Consider the following 16,329-nt stretch of genomic DNA (forward strand, 5'->3'; position numbering starts at 1 on the left):
AGGCAGAAGGCAGAAGGCAGAAGGCAGAAGGGAAGAAAGGTTATTGTACAAGCTATTGAACCTTTTTTAACTGGTTAGTTATTTCCGCTATCCTGCACTAAGCGAGCCAACTTCTGTCATCCTTGATTAGCATGAATACTTTTTTAAGCATAGCTACATGATCGACTGATCGACTAAAATTTCTCCCTTTAGTCATTTTTCTTGTTGGCCACAATTTCTCGATCGCTAAATAAGCTGTATCAAATTGGGCAGTAATCATTTGTCAACACTCATCTCCTCGAATTACACGAATTCTGTAATAATAATTAAAGATGTTCTCATAATCGCTATTCAATTTTTTGGAACTATGAGCGAGCAAGTTACTGAGGCCACAGAAGAACTAGATCGATATGAATGTCGAGCCTGTGGATATGTATATGAACCAAATAAGGGAAGTTCTACTGGTAATATTCCGGCCGGAACTGCTTTTTCAGATTTGCCCCCTGGTTGGCGTTGTCCTGTTTGTGCAGCGACTAAGGTTCAATTTGTGAATGTTGGACCAACTGAAGGTCCTTCCGGATTCAAAGAAAACCTTGGATATGGTTTTGGTGTTAATACACTCACACCAAGTCAGAAAAATATCCTAATTTTCGGCGCTTTAGCCGTGGGATTTTTGTTTTTCTTGAGCTTATATGGTTTACGATAAGATGGCCTTAAGGCTAATTAATGATTTAATGTGATGCATTCAATAGTAAAGTTCTGGAAACAAATTTTCGTAATATTAGCAGCAGTTATACTTTGTAGTGGCTGCAAAAATTCCTTTTTACCAGGAATGAGTTACAATCCCTGGGAGATAATTCAACTACCAACTGAGGCTAAGTTGTTTGATATCGGATTTACAGGCAATCTTGACCATGGTTGGATTGTAGGTGGGAATGCTACTCTCTTAGAAACTACTGATGGTGGTGACACTTGGCAGCCTAAAAGTATTGATCTAGAAGAAAAAGCTCGCTTGACTTCAGTGAGTTTTAATGGCGATGAAGGGTGGATTTTAGGACAGCCTTCTTTGCTTCTACACACGGATGATGAAGGAGAGTCTTGGACTCAGATTCCTCTAAGCTCTAAATTGCCAGGTGCTCCTAATACTATTACTGCTATTGGGCCAAATTCTGCGGAGATGACTACTGATGTGGGAGCTATCTATCGCACAGAAGATGGTGGCCAACATTGGCGTGCCCAGGTAGAGGATGCAGTGGGAGTAGTGAGAAATATTTCCCGTTCTCCTGATGGTAAGTATATTGCTGTTTCGGCAAAGGGTAATTTTTACTCTAGTTGGGAACCAGGCCAAAGAGCTTGGACTCCTCATAATCGTCAAGACTCCCGCCGTTTGGAAAATATGGGCTTCAGTGATGATGGTCGTTTATGGCTATTAGCACGAGGAGGCCAACTGCGGTTTAGCGATCCAGAAAATCCTGAAGAGTGGGGAGAAGCTGTTGCTCCAGAATATGCCACAAGTTGGGGTTTATTAGATTTGGCTTATCGCACTCCTGACGAAATTTGGATTTCTGGTGGTAGCGGTAATTTACTTCGCAGTGTTGATGGCGGTCAGACTTGGGAAAAAGACCGTGATGTAGAGAATGTTCCAGAAAATTTCTACAAAATTGTTTTTATTAACCAAGATCAAGGTTTTATTCTAGGTCAAAGAGGAACTGTGTTGAAATACAACAATAGTTCAGCAGTTTCAGATGCAGCTTGAAACTTACTATAAGCAGGGAACAGTGGCAAAAACTTTTCTCTGTCTCAGGTTCATCATCAATCTCTATCAAACACCAACTCTTTTGTTGCTATACAATGTTGGAGAAATATCCCTAATAATGAGAATTAAGTAGTATTACTCAGATAGGAAAATGAGATTTTTTGATGTTGTTTGAGTTGCTGAAAATTTACACTGAATGTGTTAGAATTGATTCCGTCTAAACTAAGAGATAAAAATAGCAGATGTTAAAGAAGGCAATAAAGTTAGTCTCTCTTTAGCTCTTAACAAACACAAAAAACTCATACCATTAATTAGTTATGGGATGAGATATTTAGAAAAGTTTTAAACTATCACATTTAGATGATAGTTAGAAATAAATTTGGAGGATAAGATTAGATGGCTGGTGGCAGTACAGGTGAACGTCCTTTTGGAGATATCATCACAAGCATTCGTTACTGGGTAATACACAGTATCACTATTCCAGCACTGTTTGTTGCAGGTTGGTTATTTGTAAGTACAGGCTTGGCTTACGACGTTTTTGGTACACCTAGACCTAACGAGTATTATACTGAGCAAAGGCAAGAATTACCAGTTGTATCAGACCGTTTTGAAGCTAAAAAACAAATTGATGAATTTATTGGCGAATAATTGAAACATTTAGGAGACTTTTATTATGACTAGCGGAAATCCAAATCAACCAGTTAGCTATCCAATTTTTACAGTTAGATGGTTAGCAGTTCATACCCTTGGCGTACCTACAGTTTTCTTTTTAGGTGCGATCGCAGCTATGCAGTTTATTCAAAGATAGGAGTATATCATGCCTTTAGATCGTAGTGACAATACTAACAAACAACCAGTAGAGTTAAATCGTACTTCACTCTACCTTGGCCTATTGTTAGTGTTTGTTCTTGGTATTCTGTTTTCAAGTTATTTCTTTAATTAATTCGAGAAATAAAATACAGAAATTACTAAATATTTAAGTCACCCTATTGGGGTGACCCATTGCTAGTAATATTTAGTAGAAAGTTAACAAGTATATTGTTGAGCAATTTCCTTGTAGGTATAAAGTTTTTTTAGTACAAAGTAGTTTTGAAATAATGAGGTAAAATATTATGATGTCCGAACCAGGTAGAATTCCTTTATGGTTGGTTGCTACTGTAGCCGGAACTGGCGTACTTGTAGTTGTGGGTCTTTTCTTTTATGGTGCCTATGTTGGTGTAGGTTCTTCTTTATAAGTTAAAGATTTAAAGTTTGAATTGATTAATAGTGAAATTTTACTATTTCTTTGTCTGAGATTTTGCTGAATAATCCCACGCTTTTGAGAGTGGGATTATTTTTTTTAGAGGTATAAAAATTACAGTACTTTTTAGAATAGTGAGGTACAGTTTTAAAATTAATATTTTTTTCCCTACTCCCTAAAGTCTTAAAATTTTGTACCTTATCTACTCCAAAACTGCTGTAAATATCTCCCCGCTGAGGAGCTACGGCTCGGTAGGAATTCCCGTGCCTTTAGGCCGGAGAGGATGTCAACCGATCAGATATATATCAATATGAATGAATCAAATATCACAACTACTCCAGAATCAACATCCGATTTAGAAATAGCTATTGGGCAATACGCAGCTAAGTTAGATCGGCTTGACTCATCTGAAACTAAAGTAACCGAGACTAGGATTTATGAAGTATTACTAGCCCGTGATGCTGTGGAGAATCTCTTGCGAAAACGGGTTGAGGGAACGGAGTTCCCCTTGACTGAGTTAGTAGAACTCGATCAACGCTTAAAAGTACACAACGATTTGATTGGGACAACTCCGAACCTGAAAAACTGGCGAGAAGTTTTGAACCCACCGGAAACGGCTTGGTGGTGGTACTGTTCCCCAACCCCTGTTGTGGGTGTTTGGGATCGACTGGATTGGTTATGGAATACACTAACGATCACCTCTCTGACGATGGTCGGGAGCCTGATGATCAATATAACCAATGCTATGTCAGCCGGGGGTGCTGTCCAATGGCCAGAAACCTTTATGACCTTGCTACAAGGAACGGGTCTTGCCCTAGTTGCTGGAGGAACCCTGACCTCAGCAGGCCAAGCTCAGGTTGAGAAACTGCTAGAAAAATTGAATATTCCACCGGAATTTCGTGCTGAGGCAACTTTGAGTATGGCAATTACCCTGCTGTTAATTTCCACCGGTATCTATAATGTACTCCCCAAATATTTACTTTATTTAGGAACTCAGAACTATGAACGGGGGGAATTGCCGAAAGCGTTAATAAGATTGACTCAGGCTAGTCAAATACAGCCAGATAATCCCGAAATTAATATTGCTTTAGGAAAGGTTTATGAATCTTTAGATGAGACTTCTAATGCGATGGCAGAGTATGTCAAAGTCATCCCCACAGGTTTGCCGGAAGCATTTAATTCTATGGGTCGTGTGATGATCGCTAAAAATCCGAAACGCGCGGAAGCCATACTGAGGCTAGGGGTACAACGGGATTTCATTCGCCGAAAATTGAACCTGGTAGTAGAAGAGGAGTCGGTTGATATGCAATATCAGTTTCAGACGAATCTGGGTTGGGCTTTGCTCCAACAAGAACGCTATGAAGAGGCTCGTAAAGAATTGCAAGTTGCTGTTCAATTTAATGAGCAATTTCCGGATCAGCAGTTCGGGAGTGGTATGGCCTCGTGTTTTTTGATCGAGGCAAATTTGGCTTTGGGAAATCAAACTGAAGCTATCGAAAATTGGCTAGCTTGTCGTAGTCAAGCTCATCCTAAATTTCTCAGTGAGTATCAGTGGATTATTGATAGTGGATTCTCTGAACTAGCTAACTGTTTGGATACTAAATCGATTGTGCTGGGTCTAGAGGGTGTGAATTTTCCTGAATTAATTGATCGACTAAAGATTTGTCTAAAACAACCTGAGTTTAGTGTCAAATCCGATGAGACTCTCACACCGGCAGAGGAGTAAAGGCGATCGCCACTCGCGAGTTAAGCTGGTGCTTTTTCCTAGTAATATATTTAGACAATTATTTAAAGATTGAGAAACATCAATGATACCTATGGATTTGTATAAAGGTATGTCCGATTTCTATAACAGCTTTGTGCAAAAGAATCGGAATTACAAAGCAATTGCCACAGAGCTGATCGAAATTTTCGGCGATCGGAAGGACATCTTGGATGTGGGCATTGGAACTGGTTTGCTTGTAGAGCAAATTCTTCTGTTGCGACCTGAACTCCAGATATCTGGGGTGGATACCAGTGCGTCTCTACTTGCTCAAGCTCAAGAATGCTTAGGCACTAAAGTCGATCTTTACTGCCAAGATGTGGTCGATATGGACCTCAACAAGATGTTTGACCTGGCCTATTCTCGTGGTGGTGCATGGGCTTTTGTGAATGATGGCGATGCCATTTTACTTGCTAGCCACATCCTCGAGCTTGATGCTATTCAGAGGAGCTTTGAACGTATTGCAGCGCACTTAAGAGACGGAGGGCAATTGATTATTATCTCATCGAATTCTAATCATAGCAAATGTGAGAATTTGGATGAGGAAGTCTCATTCCAGAGGAGCGTGACTAAGGATTGGATTGATGGAGAGCAATATCTTAGTCTTGATTACGCTTGTCATCAGCAAGGGATTCTTATCGGACAACAAAAGCTGCGAATGCGATTACTCGAGTTCGATGTTGTCGAAGAAATGCTGAAATCGGCAAATTTACGCTCGGTCTCTGTTCGAGATAACCAGTACCATATCTATCAAAAAGAGGTTTCCGAATGAGTGAGTACTTCAATCTTATGAAAGAGACATCCCAAGCAACGGATGTGCTAATCGCCGACTATACAGAGAAGTTAAGCCCAGAAGTGCAACAGCTTCCTATGAAACGTCACGGTCATCCTCGATTACGAGACCTCCAGATCCGAACAGGTTATGAGATTAACGGAGGTCAAAACTGGAAGGAGATTATTCCTGTCTGTGCAAGTTTTGAGATCCTAAACTGCTCGACTTATGTTATCAACTGGTTTCTTGATGAGAAGAATGGGTATGATAGCATCGATAGTAAGCGAAAGCTAGTCATCGCAGGCTTTCAACTGAGAGAAGTTGCTCAACAGATTTTAGAGGATTATGGCATGACTTCGCTCTTAACACTCCTCAGCAAAATCAACCACCAAGTTTATCTTGGTCAGAGGATGGACATTCACGATCTACAGGTTTCTAGAGTGAGTGACTATCCAGACTACGACCAGTTTCTAGCAGCGTATCAGCAGCGATGTAGATTGCTTTCTGGTGTTTTCTATGGAAGTTGCTTCTTTGCAGGTTCGATCATTGCAGAGCAACCTGACGAATTGCTGTATGAGATGGGTGCTATCTATGGTGCAGCTACTCAGGCGGCTAATGATTTCGGTGATTTTGCATTGCCTGTCCAGCGTCTATCAAAGCTGGAGAAACCTTATCAGGATCAATTTTCGGACTTCATCAATGGAAAACTAACGTTGGCAGTGTACCTGATGACCCAAAGATCCAACGAGCAAGAGCGGGAGCGACTTGAAGAATTAAGGTCTAATACCATTGATGAGAATTCCTATCGCGAAATTCTAGAGATACTGGTTAATAAGGGTGTCTACTCTGACTGTCTGACTTACCTCAAGCATGAGCATAAAAGATGTAAGACGATGCTCTATGCTAAAGAGAAAACAGTACATCGAGACACGGTTGCCTCAATTCTAGTGAGAATTACCTCGAACAAGTTCCTGTCACAGCTCAGAAAGAACATCGAAATGTTTAGCATTGGATGATAGTTTTGCTATTCCTGTATGATATGATTTGGTAGCACGTCCTAATTTTCAACAATGAACTCTTTTACTATACCTCAAACAATTGGTTCAATTTATTGTGTAGGTCGTAATTATGCCGATCATGCAAAAGAGCTAAACAACCCAGTACCCAAAGAACCGATAATTTTCACAAAATCCCCTGCCTGTGTTGTACCATTTGAAGGAAAGATATTTTTACCCCTTAATTTGGGACGATGCGATTATGAAACAGAGGTTGCTATCCAACTTGGCACTGATTTATATCAGGGGGATATAAACCAGGTCTTAGAAGCAGTTAGTTATGTTGGTATTGCTTTAGATTTGACTCTTCGCGATAAGCAAAATGAGTTGAGGGCGAAAAAGTATCCTTGGGCTCTAGCCAAAAGTTTTGTAAATGCTTGTCCGTTGTCAAAGTTTAGGAAGGTGGATCGTGTCACAGAATTAGAGGAACTTGAAATCAGACTTGAAATAAATGGTGAAGTTCGCCAACAGGGTTCTACCAAACAAATGTTATTTTCCATTCCAGACCTGCTCTGTTTCATTAGTCGCCATATACCGTTGCATTCGGGGGATATTATTTTAACTGGGACTCCACCTAATATTGGGCCTCTCAATAATAATGATTATTTGGTTGCTTTTCTGAATGGGGAAGCTATTGCGGAGGCTGAGATTATTAGAAATTGATGTATATCAGGGAACGGGGAACGGAGGGAAAAACATTTTCCTGTTCTGAGGTTCTTTATCTGCATAAGTCTTAACAGCTTTGGCAGTTACTATAGTTGAACTTTGAGTTAAATTGTCTGATTATGAAGAACTTTGTTGGTTGGTATAATATTTAATAAGTTGACGATATTTTCAGGATTAAAAAATTAGATAAATTGAAGGAAGGCTACATATAGCATTTCTCATAAAAATGAGGCACATTTACGATCCCCCTCAATCCCCCTTTTTCAGGGGGACTTTAAAACCTACCGCTTTTTTAAGGATTTAAAACTGTATATCATAAATTAGAGAAGCACTATATTGATAAATACCACAAATTTCAAATACGAGATATTTATATTTAAAGATATCAAGATAAATTTAGTTTAATTTAAGTTATTAGTACTATATGAATTCACGACTTAGGTAAGGGCAGCAATTATAGTTAAAATTCCCAAATAATCGATAAATTGTACGCCATATTATAGAAGTGCTGAATAAGTCTTGTATTTAAAAAAAAATTATAAGTTTCAAGGAAAAATATTAAAATTATTAGTATCTATATATGAACTTAGTAACAGCTCTAGGACTACTAGCAGGTAGTTTAACAACTATTTCATTTTTACCTCAAGTTATCAAAACTTGGCGCACTCGCTCCACAAAAGATATTTCTCTAGAAATGTTTGCTATTTTTTGTTCTGGTGTATTGATCTGGATAATTTATGGCATTTTGGTTAAAGATGTACCAGTGATTTTTACTAACGTTGCTACATTGACTTTAGCTTCCCCAATTTTGTGGTTTAAACTAAAGTATAAATGACTAGCGTTGGTGAATGTAGCTATGATTTTTGTGCTTAAGGAATAGGGAACAGGTAGGGACGTTGCATGTAACTTCCCTACAGATTATTTTGTTTACAAACTGATAACTGATAACTGTTGAAGTATGTCTATTAATATATTTAATACTGAACGTTTACTCTTCACTCCAGCAATACCTGAATCTAATGCTATTCCGATTATTTTTGCTTTTCCTAATGAATATACTGTAGGAATAACTAGCCTTGGTTTTCAGATTGTTTGGGCAACTTTAGCAATGCGTTCCGATCTACAAGTTAGTCGTTTATTTACTGATATTAATGAACCTCTTCCATCACAAGCAGAATTATTTGGTTTTTCTGTTTCTTGGGAACTTGATTATGTGAATATTTTCAATATTCTGGAATCTTTAGAAATTCCTATTAGAGCTAAAAATCGTTCAGCAAAAAATTATCCAATCATATTTGGTGGCGGACCTGTTTTAACGGCAAATCCTGAACCTTTTGCTGACTTTTTTGATGTGATTTTACTGGGGGATGGGGAAAATTTATTAGGAGATTTTATTGAAGCTTATAAAGAAGTTAGAGGAGCTGATAAACAAGTAATATTAAGACATTTAGCACAAGTGCCTGGGGTTTATATTCCGAGTCTTTATGAAGTAACTTATGAAAGTGTTGATGGTGCTATTAAATCTATTGAACCTATAGATAAAGATATTCCGGCTGTGGTGCAAAAACAAACTTATCGGGGTAATACTTTATCTGCTTCTACTGTGGTGACTGAAAAGGCAGCTTGGGAAAATATTTTTATGGTAGAAGTGGTGAGAAGTTGCCCGGAAATGTGTCGTTTTTGTTTGGCAAGTTATCTGACTTTGCCATTTAGAAGTGCCAGTTTAGAAGGGTCTCTTATTCCGGCAATTGAAAAGGGATTAACTGTTACAAAACGTTTGGGTTTATTGGGAGCTTCGGTAACTCAACATCCTGAATTTGATAGTTTATTGGATTATTTGAATCAGCCAAAATATGATGATGTACGGTTGAGTATTGCGTCGGTTAGAACAAATACGGTGACAGAAAAATTAGCAAATATTTTAAGTAATAGAGATACAAAATCAATTACTATTGCTGTAGAAAGTGGGAGCGACCGCCTGCGAAAAATCATCAATAAAAAGTTGGAAAATGAGGAAATTATTGAAGCGGCTGTGAATGCTAAAGCTGGTGGTTTAAAAGCTATTAAATTTTATGGAATGGTGGGTTTACCGGGAGAGGAGGTAGAAGATTTGGATGCTACTATAGAAATGATGTTGGCTTTGAAAAAAGCTGCTCCTGGTTTAAGATTAAGTTTGGGATGTAGCACTTTTGTTCCGAAATCTCATACACCTTTTCAATGGTTTGGAGTCAACTCTCAATCAGAAAAAAGGCTGAAGTTTTTGGAGAAAAAACTACGTTCAAAAGGAATAGATTTTCGCCCAGAAAGTTATAAATGGTCGGTGATACAAGGATTAATTTCTAGGGGAGATAGAAGGTTATCTAATTTATTAGAATTGGTAATAAATTATGGTGATTCTTTGGGTAGTTATAAGAGAGCTTTTAAGGAGTTGCGTGGGGAGTTACCAGAGTTGGATTTTTATGTTTTTAATGATTGGGAGTTAGAGCAAATTTTGCCTTGGAATCACATTCAAGGTCCTCTACCAATAACAACTTTAAAAAAACATTTGGGAGAGGCGATGGCAATTCAGAAGTTAGTAGGAACGAATGGCTATTCGCCCTTACACGGCCGTTAACTCCTACAAATGGTGTATAATTTCGTATGGGTGCTTCAGCAATTAACAATTAATAATTAATTATTACATCTTCTGAAAAGAAGAAGATTGACTAAAAGGATTTTTTTTGATTTTATCCTCTTAAAAGGGGAGGCTTTAAACCTGAATTGTTGAATGAATAATTATTAACTATCAACTGTTAATTATTCATTATTCATTATTCGGTAAGTCCTATGTATGTCATTGCAACTGGAACAAAGTGGAAGGTTTCGCAGCATTGGGTAAGGAAAGCAATCTCAGGGGTTGGGCGACATTGGTTCCTATGGTCGCAATGACTATTTTTGAGCTTATAGCATTTTACTTTGTAATTATCTGTTCTAATTAGTTAAAACAACAATTTTCTATGGCTAAAGACGAAGATCAAATTCAAGTAAAACATTTTTCTCTTCTCAAGTCTAAGTATCACGCAAATAAATATAGAAGTTCATCTCCTTTCAGTTTTCTATATCTAATACTTAGAAGAGTTGATTTTGGCATTTCAATTACAGACATAGAATTTCAATACTTAGAAGCAAACCAACTTTTTGAAACTATCAAACTAATTAAGTTAGAGCTTAACTTAGAGCAATACAAGAAAACTGAGTTTAAAGCATTAAAAAATGAGTTCTTGGTTCTTCAAGAAAAATATAAAGTACCAAAAAATATAGAGTTTAGTTTTTTACATCCACTACTTTTTAAACTTGATACTAAAAATATATTAACTGATTCAGAAATTAGATTACTTGAAGATAATTGTCTTAAGGAAACTTTGGCGATCGCTGGTTATATCACAGAATTTGCCAAATTAAAAATTAAATACCATGCCACTAAGTATGAAGATTTTTCCCAGGATACACCATTGCTTTTTATCCTCAAAAAACTCGACTTAACAGAGAAATTAAGTACGGAAGAGTCTGATTGGTTATCGAATAATGGTTTCTTGGAAACTCTAGAAATTTATTTCGAGCAGGAGAAAAAAAGAGAGGCTGAAGCTAAGTTTGCAAAACTAAAAGATAAGTATCAAGCTACTAAATATCACGATAAATCTATATCGAGTCCATTATTTTCAATTTTGAAAAAACTAGAAATAGAAACTATTCTTGAGCAATCAGAATTAGATTGGTTAGAAGAAAATAAACTAACTGAGACACTTTCCGTTGCGGAGAAACAAAAACAAAAAAGAGAGTTTACTAAACTCAAGAAAAAGTACAAATTGACTGAATTTGCAGACTCATCACCTGATAGTAATTTGTATCAAATTCTTCAAAAAGTAGAGCAAGTTGAGGGACTAACAGAGGTAGATATTGATTGGTTAAAGTTACATGGTTTGACTGAAATTATTAAAGTAGCTGAAGAAAAATATTTGGAAAAAGATTGGATAAGACTCCAAGATAAATATGTAGCTACAGTCGGGGAATTAAAATTCGATCCTTTCTACAATATTCTTAGTAAGTTAGATAAAGGAGAGCGATTAGACAAATTAATGGTTACTCAGTTAAAAACTGAGAATTTGCTAACTCCTGGTAGTAAGATTACAACTACTTATTATTGGATTGAGGCTAGTTTTTTTGAGAAAGAATTTAAAAGAACTAAAGATAAATGGCTAATTCCCAAAATTAGTAGTTACTGGCGTAAGGCAAATCTATCATTAAAAGCATTAGAAATTACAAGTAAAAGTAAAATCAATTTAGAGAAATTAAAGGATAATGGTCTTAAGTCTAGAATACTTGTAACTAGAGGTGCTGCTTTTAGAGATGTTAGGCAATTAAATGAAGCCAAAAATCTTGCTTTACAAGCACATGAAATTGATTCTAAAAGTCATCATCCTTGTACTTTATTGGGGGCTATTTGTTTTGGTCTAGGAGAATATCAGTATGGAGATTATTGGTTTGAAGAGGCACGAAAAAGAGGAGCTGATACAAAAGATATTTATCAAGAAATTAAGCGATTAGTTAAAGAGACTAGCAACAAGAAGAAGCGAAAAGAAATTATAGAATATCTACTGAAAAAAGATCAAAAGAAATATGCTTGGGCTAAAAAATATCTATAACATTAATCAATATAAGCTTAGACTATCTAATTAATTAACAGAAAGTAGATGATTTTAATGGTTTTGTGGAAGTAGCTTTGCCTCTATTTATAAAAGCAAAGCTATATGTATGAAAGTTTGAGTATGAATTATCTAGGAAAATCACTACCTATAAATATTTAGTTGTATTATTTATTATATCTGTTGGGAAATAGGCGTCAAAAGAAAAGAACAACCAATTTGATCTTTAGTTCCCAATCCAACAATTTGCCCATGACTATTAATAGACTTTGCCTCTCTAAGAACCCAACCCAAGGAAGGATCGATCAAATCATTTAGGTCTTGCATTTGATTAACACTATCCCAAATAAAAGCTCTTTGAGCAAATCCTTCTTGCTCTGTATTTATTAGCTTGTCAGAAGAGCCAACTATTACACCAGAATCATTAATACTATTAGCTTCACTATCAAAAAATTGTAAATTGATATTATGAGAAATAGTACCAAGGTCTTGAAATTCTTCAGTGTTATTCCACAAGAAAGCTCGGTTATTGTGTTGAGGTACAGAATAAAAACCAATCGCTTGGCCAGACGTATTAATATCTGAACCTAAAAAACCTGGTAATTCTTGAATATCTTTGTCACTATTCCAGATAAAAGCTTTGACGATTAAATCTGAAGAAACAGAATAGCCTACTACTTGACCAGAATAGTTGATAGCGTAGGCACTACTTTCTATATCATCAGAAATACTAAGACTTTGTATGCCTTTTGTCTCATCCCAAATAAAAGCTTTTCTTTGACCATTATTGGTGACAGAAAAACCTACTACTTGACCAGAATTATTAATACCATAAGCCTCACTCAAATTGTTACTTTTGGTATCAAGATAATGTATGCCTTTGATCTTATCCCAAATAAAAGCTTTTCGTTGACCACAATTATACACAGAATAGCCAACTACTTGGCCATAGTCATTAATACTATAGGCGCAGCTAGAATCATTACCAATAGTATCAATATCTTGCATACCTTCGTTAGGGTCCCATACAAAGGCTTGTTTTTGACCTATATCGTTAATTGAATAACCAACTATTTGAGCAGAGTCGTTAATATCTTTAGCTACACTTATGTTACCTCTAATTGTTCCTAAGTTAGTCACATCGTAGTAAGAAGCAGCAGTAGGATTTGATGGTTTTACACTAGGCATCAGTAATTGTGCTGAAACTGGGGATGGTTTAATTTTCTGACTTATAGATTGAGGTAAAATCATATTTATTTGTTTTGTCATTTTTGAGGGGTTATCTACATTTTTGTTTCACTACTTAATTAACCAAGAATAAAGTAAGTAATTACGTTCAACTTCATGAGAAATCAGCCATTTCTATTAGTTTTCTTTTATACATTTTTTTTTCCCCATGAATATTGTTAACTTGAAAACTGAATCGCTAAACTTAAATAATATCATAAATTAATAAGATTTTTATAACTGTAATTACTGTATATATTTACTTAGTATTCAGAAAACTAGCAATTATTTGAAATTGGTATTACTAACTCTTCTTAAAATAAATTTGTCAAGAATATATAACTCTATATCAATTACAAGTATGCAATATCTCTAAGTTTATAATGGTAATGTTCGATTTTACTTTAGTTTTGGCATTCGGATGTGGCGAGCTATACATTATTTGTCTATACATTTTTCCCATAAATTTGTAAATTAAATTAGTATTTATTTATATATTATTAAAAATAGAAAAAATTGAATTTAAATTAGCACAAAAAAATGTATAAGAAAATACAAACTATGCTTAAGTATATAAACTTACTTGGAGAAAGTAAAACTTCTGGGAATGAAAAATTACTTTAATTTTAGAGATATTGTGGTGTCAGATTTAAGTATTTTTGATGAGTTTCAACATTAGATTTTACTTCCAGTCTGATACGAAAATATTAATCACCAAAAAACCAAGTAGAGCTGCAACTTCAGCACTGTGAAAATAGCAATTTGGTAATTGCCTTACACAAAAGTAGCTCCTATAGTAAACAATAATAATGATAAGTCTTGAGAATTAAGAATGTTGCATTTTCGGTATTCAACGTTAATCAATGCGCCAGTTGAAGTTGTTTGGGAATTTCACGAACGTTCTGATATTCTGCAAATCCTGACACCACCATGGCAACCAGTCCAAATCATCCGTCGTCAAGGTGGACTAGAAATAGGAGCAATATCTGAATTTAAGATTTGGCTCGGTCCAATTCCTGTGAATTGGGTGGCCGAACATACAGAGTGTGAAAAATATCGTTTGTTTACTGACGAACAAAAAGAAGGGCCAATGGCTAGCTGGACTCATCGTCATCAGTTTAGTGAGGAAGATGGTAAGACGAGATTAACTGATGCGATCGCATTTTCTTTACCTGGAGATTGGTTAGCGGAATCTTTTTTAGGTTGGTGGGTAGATTCTCGACTAGAGGATATGTTTCGGTATAGACATGATATGACAAAACGGGAATGTGAGTAGGGGAGTAGGGAAGTGAGGGAGTAGGGGAGTAGGGAAGTGGGGGAGTAGGGGAGTGAGGGAGTGGGGGAGTAGGGGAGTAGGGAAGTGAGGAATAATTAACTAGCTATTAGCTTTTAGCATTTCTATTCCGGAATGCTCCGCAAAGACACACATTTACTGCTGGTTGCTGATTGCTGATTTAAATGCAAAACAGCTTATCAATTTGCTGTAGCTTTTTGTTGATTTGATATTGCATGGTTTGCCGATCAAATCTCAAATCATTGCCAGATAAAGCTTTTAGCCTTTTTAGGTATTGAAAAAGTACATGGTTTTCAGCTCTTGATGCTCATGCATGGAGCGCATTTTTAGCGCATAGTTGGGCAAAAAAATTCTCCCCTACTCCCCTACTCCCCCGCTCCCCTACTCCTCCGCTCCCCTACTCCTTAAAAAAACTTTTTCAGCAGACCCTATTATAGAGCTATCTGCTGCTAATAGAGGGGAGCGTACAGACAAATAAATTAATGGACCTAAAAGTGGAATTAATGCTATCCAATACCACGGAGATTTTTTCATCCCTCGCCTACTCATATCATCTCCTAATAAAGTAGGAAATAATAAACACAACATACAAAAATCCAGACTCATTACATGAATAAATCTACTGCTTTGCCACTGTTGAATAAAATCTTTCCAGTCGCCATTTGTTAAACCGTATATTAATAATAAAGTTGTACCAACTGTTAAAGCAATTCCTAAAATTCGAGAATCTAAAATATTTAAAAATAAGTTCTTTTTTCCTGAAAAATTTGGATTAGGTTGACGCAATCCTAAATAGGGTAAAATAGCAAAAGCTCCTACTCCAAATGATAATGTCGAGAATAGCCAAGCTGGTGTTTTTTGTCTTCTACCATCAAAGAACATTAAACAACTATAAATCAACGGCCATATTCCCATAATATTGAATAGAGATACAATCAACGGATTGATATTTTCCCATTGACCTGTTGACAATTTTTGGATTAATTCTAAAGTATCTGGTTGGTCAGGAGGTGCGAGCAGAAATGCGTAAGCGCTAAAGCCAATCCAAAGTAACCACAAAGCTATTGTTTTTAACATAAATTGTTTAATGAAATCTTTTTTTTGCCTTGCTAAAAAGTCAAATTATTGTAAGCATTTCCTCCGGAATGCTGCGCAAACAGCTGTCAGGCAGCCTCCTCTTGGAGGAACTGCGTTATCAGCAATCAGCTATTGTTTTTGGTTTGAGATAAAAGTTTATTAATTAACGCCAAATTATAGCTTACTTCACTTATCTAAGTCTTATTGCTGTTTGCGCAGTATTTCACAGGAAATGCTTACAAATTATTTGATGGAAAATGATTAATATTTACTGTTGATTTTGAAGCTAATTTTTTACTTAATTTTCTAGTCAAACCATTGATTGAACTTTAATAGATAAAGGTAATTTTTATCCTAAAAAGTATAATAAATTAAGGTAAAAATCTGTCTAAAGCTGACTTTAAAGCTTCAACTTCAACATCAATATCTCCATCTTGAGTTGCCCGGGAAATACAATCAGATAAATGGTTATCTAAAACCATACGAGCTACTCGGTCTAATGCACCACGAACCGCAGCTATTTGTACTAAGACATCAGGACAAGGACGACTCTCTTTGATCATAGTTTTAATCCCTCTAACGTGCCCTTCAATTCTTGATAATCTATTCACAAGACGTTGTAGGGATTCTTCACTATGAACGTGAGGATGAGTAGAAGAGTGGTGGTGATGTTCCGAATTTGACTCTGCCTGGGGTTGATTATGAGGTAGTTGTTCTTTTTGTTGTTCCTGAGATACCACAATAGATTTTGAGTATAATATAGTTAAGATTAGAAGTATTATAACACTAATCTTACTCAGTTAGTCAATGAAACTTTAA

Annotated in this window: 18 protein-coding genes; 14 read left to right on the plus strand and 4 right to left on the minus strand. The window is 36.2% G+C overall.

What is annotated here, in order from left to right:
• Positions 1-97: 97 nt before the first annotated feature.
• Entirely contained in the window at positions 98-259 is a 162-nt protein-coding gene (locus AC3DU7_RS05010) for a hypothetical protein (RefSeq protein ID WP_488038258.1), read from the minus strand.
• Positions 260-346: 87 nt separating this feature from the next.
• Between AC3DU7_RS05010 and AC3DU7_RS05015 the strand changes: the two genes are divergently transcribed.
• The 13 genes from AC3DU7_RS05015 to AC3DU7_RS05075 all read left to right on the plus strand — a co-directional run bounded on the left by AC3DU7_RS05015 (position 347) and on the right by AC3DU7_RS05075 (position 11,912).
• Positions 347-685 carry a rubredoxin gene (locus tag AC3DU7_RS05015; protein ID WP_488038259.1) on the plus strand — a complete coding sequence of 113 codons (339 nt, stop codon included), beginning with the start codon at positions 347-349 and terminating at the stop codon, positions 683-685.
• 33 nt (positions 686-718) lie between these two features.
• Positions 719-1,735, plus strand: coding sequence for a photosynthesis system II assembly factor Ycf48 (locus AC3DU7_RS05020; RefSeq protein ID WP_488038260.1), 1,017 nt, complete (start codon positions 719-721; stop codon positions 1,733-1,735).
• 396 nt (positions 1,736-2,131) lie between these two features.
• Positions 2,132-2,383, plus strand: a complete 252-nt coding sequence (gene psbE, locus AC3DU7_RS05025; RefSeq protein WP_287524506.1) for a cytochrome b559 subunit alpha — start codon at positions 2,132-2,134, stop codon at positions 2,381-2,383.
• Positions 2,384-2,408: 25 nt separating this feature from the next.
• Positions 2,409-2,543: a cytochrome b559 subunit beta gene (psbF, locus tag AC3DU7_RS05030; RefSeq protein ID WP_094677274.1), complete on the plus strand. Its 135-nt coding sequence runs from the start codon at positions 2,409-2,411 to the stop codon at positions 2,541-2,543.
• 9 nt (positions 2,544-2,552) lie between these two features.
• The gene (gene psbL / locus AC3DU7_RS05035) at positions 2,553-2,678 is read left to right on the plus strand and encodes a photosystem II reaction center protein PsbL (protein ID WP_287275802.1); all 126 of its coding nucleotides are present in this window, start codon (positions 2,553-2,555) and stop codon (positions 2,676-2,678) included.
• 169 nt (positions 2,679-2,847) lie between these two features.
• Entirely contained in the window at positions 2,848-2,970 is a 123-nt protein-coding gene (locus AC3DU7_RS05040; protein WP_124147169.1) for a photosystem II reaction center protein J, read from the plus strand.
• 315 nt (positions 2,971-3,285) lie between these two features.
• Complete coding sequence (locus tag AC3DU7_RS05045) at positions 3,286-4,701, plus strand: tetratricopeptide repeat protein (RefSeq protein WP_488038261.1); 1,416 nt, start codon at positions 3,286-3,288, stop codon at positions 4,699-4,701.
• 82 nt (positions 4,702-4,783) lie between these two features.
• Positions 4,784-5,509, plus strand: coding sequence for a class I SAM-dependent methyltransferase (locus AC3DU7_RS05050; protein ID WP_488038262.1), 726 nt, complete (start codon positions 4,784-4,786; stop codon positions 5,507-5,509).
• 17 nt (positions 5,510-5,526) lie between these two features.
• Positions 5,527-6,525 (plus strand): polyprenyl synthetase family protein, encoded by a 999-nt coding sequence (locus AC3DU7_RS05055; RefSeq protein ID WP_488038263.1) that lies wholly within the window; start codon positions 5,527-5,529, stop codon positions 6,523-6,525.
• A gap of 54 nt (positions 6,526-6,579) precedes the next feature.
• The gene (locus AC3DU7_RS05060; protein ID WP_488038264.1) at positions 6,580-7,227 is read left to right on the plus strand and encodes a fumarylacetoacetate hydrolase family protein; all 648 of its coding nucleotides are present in this window, start codon (positions 6,580-6,582) and stop codon (positions 7,225-7,227) included.
• Between the two features lie 583 nt (positions 7,228-7,810).
• Positions 7,811-8,065: a SemiSWEET transporter gene (locus AC3DU7_RS05065; RefSeq protein ID WP_202222388.1), complete on the plus strand. Its 255-nt coding sequence runs from the start codon at positions 7,811-7,813 to the stop codon at positions 8,063-8,065.
• A gap of 123 nt (positions 8,066-8,188) precedes the next feature.
• On the plus strand, positions 8,189-9,844 hold the full coding sequence (locus tag AC3DU7_RS05070; RefSeq protein WP_488038265.1) for a B12-binding domain-containing radical SAM protein: 1,656 nt from the start codon (positions 8,189-8,191) through the stop codon (positions 9,842-9,844).
• A gap of 382 nt (positions 9,845-10,226) precedes the next feature.
• The gene (locus tag AC3DU7_RS05075) at positions 10,227-11,912 is read left to right on the plus strand and encodes a hypothetical protein (protein ID WP_488038266.1); all 1,686 of its coding nucleotides are present in this window, start codon (positions 10,227-10,229) and stop codon (positions 11,910-11,912) included.
• A gap of 174 nt (positions 11,913-12,086) precedes the next feature.
• Here the strand turns inward: AC3DU7_RS05075 and AC3DU7_RS05080 are convergent, their stop codons facing one another.
• Entirely contained in the window at positions 12,087-13,181 is a 1,095-nt protein-coding gene (locus tag AC3DU7_RS05080) for a DUF3466 family protein (protein ID WP_488038267.1), read from the minus strand.
• Positions 13,182-13,971: 790 nt separating this feature from the next.
• On the opposite strand from AC3DU7_RS05080, the gene AC3DU7_RS05085 reads away from it, so the two are divergent.
• Entirely contained in the window at positions 13,972-14,415 is a 444-nt protein-coding gene (locus tag AC3DU7_RS05085; RefSeq protein ID WP_488038268.1) for an SRPBCC family protein, read from the plus strand.
• Between the two features lie 399 nt (positions 14,416-14,814).
• Here the strand turns inward: AC3DU7_RS05085 and AC3DU7_RS05090 are convergent, their stop codons facing one another.
• The gene (locus tag AC3DU7_RS05090) at positions 14,815-15,510 is read right to left on the minus strand and encodes a DUF2834 domain-containing protein (RefSeq protein WP_488038269.1); all 696 of its coding nucleotides are present in this window, start codon (positions 15,508-15,510) and stop codon (positions 14,815-14,817) included.
• A gap of 371 nt (positions 15,511-15,881) precedes the next feature.
• A complete protein-coding gene (locus AC3DU7_RS05095; RefSeq protein WP_488038270.1) occupies positions 15,882-16,250 on the minus strand; it encodes a metal-sensing transcriptional repressor in 369 nt (122 codons plus the stop codon).
• Positions 16,251-16,329: the final 79 nt, after the last annotated feature.

Source organism: Okeania sp. (genome assembly GCF_983059655.1).

Excerpts from the sequence above, each read along its gene's own strand:
- AC3DU7_RS05010 (WP_488038258.1), bottom strand. The coding sequence starts at position 259 with ATGATTACTGCCCAATTTGATACAGCTTATTTAGCGATCGAGAAATTG.
- AC3DU7_RS05015 (WP_488038259.1), top strand. The coding sequence starts at position 347 with ATGAGCGAGCAAGTTACTGAGGCCACAGAAGAACTAGATCGATATGAA.
- AC3DU7_RS05020 (WP_488038260.1), top strand. The coding sequence starts at position 719 with ATGCATTCAATAGTAAAGTTCTGGAAACAAATTTTCGTAATATTAGCA.
- psbE (WP_287524506.1), top strand. The coding sequence starts at position 2,132 with ATGGCTGGTGGCAGTACAGGTGAACGTCCTTTTGGAGATATCATCACA.
- psbF (WP_094677274.1), top strand. The coding sequence starts at position 2,409 with ATGACTAGCGGAAATCCAAATCAACCAGTTAGCTATCCAATTTTTACA.
- psbL (WP_287275802.1), top strand. The coding sequence starts at position 2,553 with ATGCCTTTAGATCGTAGTGACAATACTAACAAACAACCAGTAGAGTTA.
- AC3DU7_RS05040 (WP_124147169.1), top strand. The coding sequence starts at position 2,848 with ATGATGTCCGAACCAGGTAGAATTCCTTTATGGTTGGTTGCTACTGTA.
- AC3DU7_RS05045 (WP_488038261.1), top strand. The coding sequence starts at position 3,286 with ATGAATGAATCAAATATCACAACTACTCCAGAATCAACATCCGATTTA.
- AC3DU7_RS05050 (WP_488038262.1), top strand. The coding sequence starts at position 4,784 with ATGATACCTATGGATTTGTATAAAGGTATGTCCGATTTCTATAACAGC.
- AC3DU7_RS05055 (WP_488038263.1), top strand. The coding sequence starts at position 5,527 with ATGAAAGAGACATCCCAAGCAACGGATGTGCTAATCGCCGACTATACA.
- AC3DU7_RS05060 (WP_488038264.1), top strand. The coding sequence starts at position 6,580 with ATGAACTCTTTTACTATACCTCAAACAATTGGTTCAATTTATTGTGTA.
- AC3DU7_RS05065 (WP_202222388.1), top strand. The coding sequence starts at position 7,811 with ATGAACTTAGTAACAGCTCTAGGACTACTAGCAGGTAGTTTAACAACT.
- AC3DU7_RS05070 (WP_488038265.1), top strand. The coding sequence starts at position 8,189 with ATGTCTATTAATATATTTAATACTGAACGTTTACTCTTCACTCCAGCA.
- AC3DU7_RS05075 (WP_488038266.1), top strand. The coding sequence starts at position 10,227 with ATGGCTAAAGACGAAGATCAAATTCAAGTAAAACATTTTTCTCTTCTC.
- AC3DU7_RS05080 (WP_488038267.1), bottom strand. The coding sequence starts at position 13,181 with ATGACAAAACAAATAAATATGATTTTACCTCAATCTATAAGTCAGAAA.
- AC3DU7_RS05085 (WP_488038268.1), top strand. The coding sequence starts at position 13,972 with ATGTTGCATTTTCGGTATTCAACGTTAATCAATGCGCCAGTTGAAGTT.
- AC3DU7_RS05090 (WP_488038269.1), bottom strand. The coding sequence starts at position 15,510 with ATGTTAAAAACAATAGCTTTGTGGTTACTTTGGATTGGCTTTAGCGCT.